Below are 1,432 nucleotides of genomic sequence, written 5' to 3' on the forward strand. Positions count from 1 at the left end.
GCAACTTGTGCCTTAAAGCTTGAACTGTATTTACTTCTTCGTCCCATAAACTTCTATTTTTCTTCTTTTCATCGGAAAATGACAATTAATTCCATTTCAACTCTCAAATCTACCACTTTTTGAGTTGTCTAGTTTTTGGGGAGTATTATACTATAAGGGATGCTGAGCCTACTAAACACTTATAGGTTTTCCATTCCAAATTTTGCTATCTCGTTTATAATCGGCAAGACTTTCTCTCCCAAAGGTGTGAGAGAGTATTCCACTCTTGGAGGGACTTCGGGGTACTGTTTCTTTTTAACCAGTCCTTTACCGCACAGGAATTTCAACTCGTCGATAAGCATCTTCTCACTGATGCCCGGAATAGCACGTTTGAGTTCCCCGTAACGGATTATCCTGCGGTTGATTTGGAAGATGATAAGCAGCGTCCACTTTCCGGCGAAAATCTGCATCGATTTTCTTACTGGACATTCTTCATCTGAAATTTTTCTCTCCATAGCAAACTTTTTTATTCTTGATAATCAATAAATCTAACAATACGGTATGTATCATACAATATTGTAGGTACTTGCAGATTGCAGTGCAAAGGTATAACTTTGCAGCGATTTCAACAATTAAAATACAGTTATATGGAAAAGAGAATCGAAAAAGTGCGTCAATTTTACACCGCTTTGGCACAGGGTGATTTTGAAACGGTGGGGGCATTGCTCTCCGATGATTTGGTATGGCATCAGCCGGGGAAGGGGGCATTGTCGGGCGTTTACAGCGGCAAGCAGAATGTCTTTGCCCATTTGGGAAGGATGGCTCAATTGAGCAATGGCACATTCGCTATCGACCAAGTGGATTACGTAACAGAAAACGGCGACTTGGTCGTAGCTGCGATTGGATTTGCAGTGTCGGCAAACGGGCATTCAATGGAGATGAGAGGAGTAGACCTTTTCCGCTTTGATAATGACCTGATAAAGGAAGTCTGGCTCTTCTCCGAACGAATCGACGAAGAAGACCGCTTCTGGACGGCACTGGCACAAGGATGATCATTTACTAAAAACACTAAGGCAGGCAGTGAGATAAATGCGTCTTACTGCCTGTTTCTTAATCTATTTCTGTTAGGGTTTAACTGTTTGCCTCTGTTGTCTTGATTTTGGTCATATTGTCGATTTGTTTTGACCACGACAAAGCAACTCTCAAAAAAGGTGATGTAAGATTTGTTGGCTTCTTCGACCACTTCTCTTCATTGGCTAATCATACGCCAAAATGAAGATACAACGGAATGTGCAGTAAGCAAAAAGCAGACAGTAGAAAATTATCTTCTCACTGCCTGCTTTTCTTTAATTAGAACCTGCTGAATTAGGAGATGTGTTATTTTTGAAGAATTGAGACGCATGCAGGATATTGGCGAACGATTTGTAATTTTGGAGAAAAAAACGAAGGAAAT

Annotated in this window: 2 protein-coding genes; one reads left to right on the forward strand and one right to left on the reverse strand. The window is 40.8% G+C overall.

Annotated features, from left to right (window positions below; translation table 11 throughout):
- Positions 1-179: 179 nt before the first annotated feature.
- Entirely contained in the window at positions 180-494 is a 315-nt protein-coding gene (locus A3GG_RS0101780; RefSeq protein ID WP_018357615.1) for a winged helix-turn-helix transcriptional regulator, read from the reverse strand.
- 132 nt (positions 495-626) lie between these two features.
- Here A3GG_RS0101780 and A3GG_RS0101785 point away from each other — a divergent pair, with 132 nt between their 5' ends.
- Entirely contained in the window at positions 627-1,031 is a 405-nt protein-coding gene (locus tag A3GG_RS0101785) for a nuclear transport factor 2 family protein (protein WP_018357616.1), read from the forward strand.
- Positions 1,032-1,432: the final 401 nt, after the last annotated feature.

Origin of the sequence: Porphyromonas levii DSM 23370 (assembly GCF_000379925.1) — a bacterium.
GTDB classification, from domain to species: Bacteria; Bacteroidota; Bacteroidia; order Bacteroidales; family Porphyromonadaceae; genus Porphyromonas_A; species Porphyromonas_A levii.

Bases quoted from the DNA above. Each gene is read 5' to 3' on its own strand.
- A3GG_RS0101785 (WP_018357616.1), top strand. From the start codon at position 627: ATGGAAAAGAGAATCGAAAAAGTGCGTCAATTTTACACCGCTTTGGCA.
- A3GG_RS0101780 (WP_018357615.1), bottom strand. From the start codon at position 494: ATGGAGAGAAAAATTTCAGATGAAGAATGTCCAGTAAGAAAATCGATG.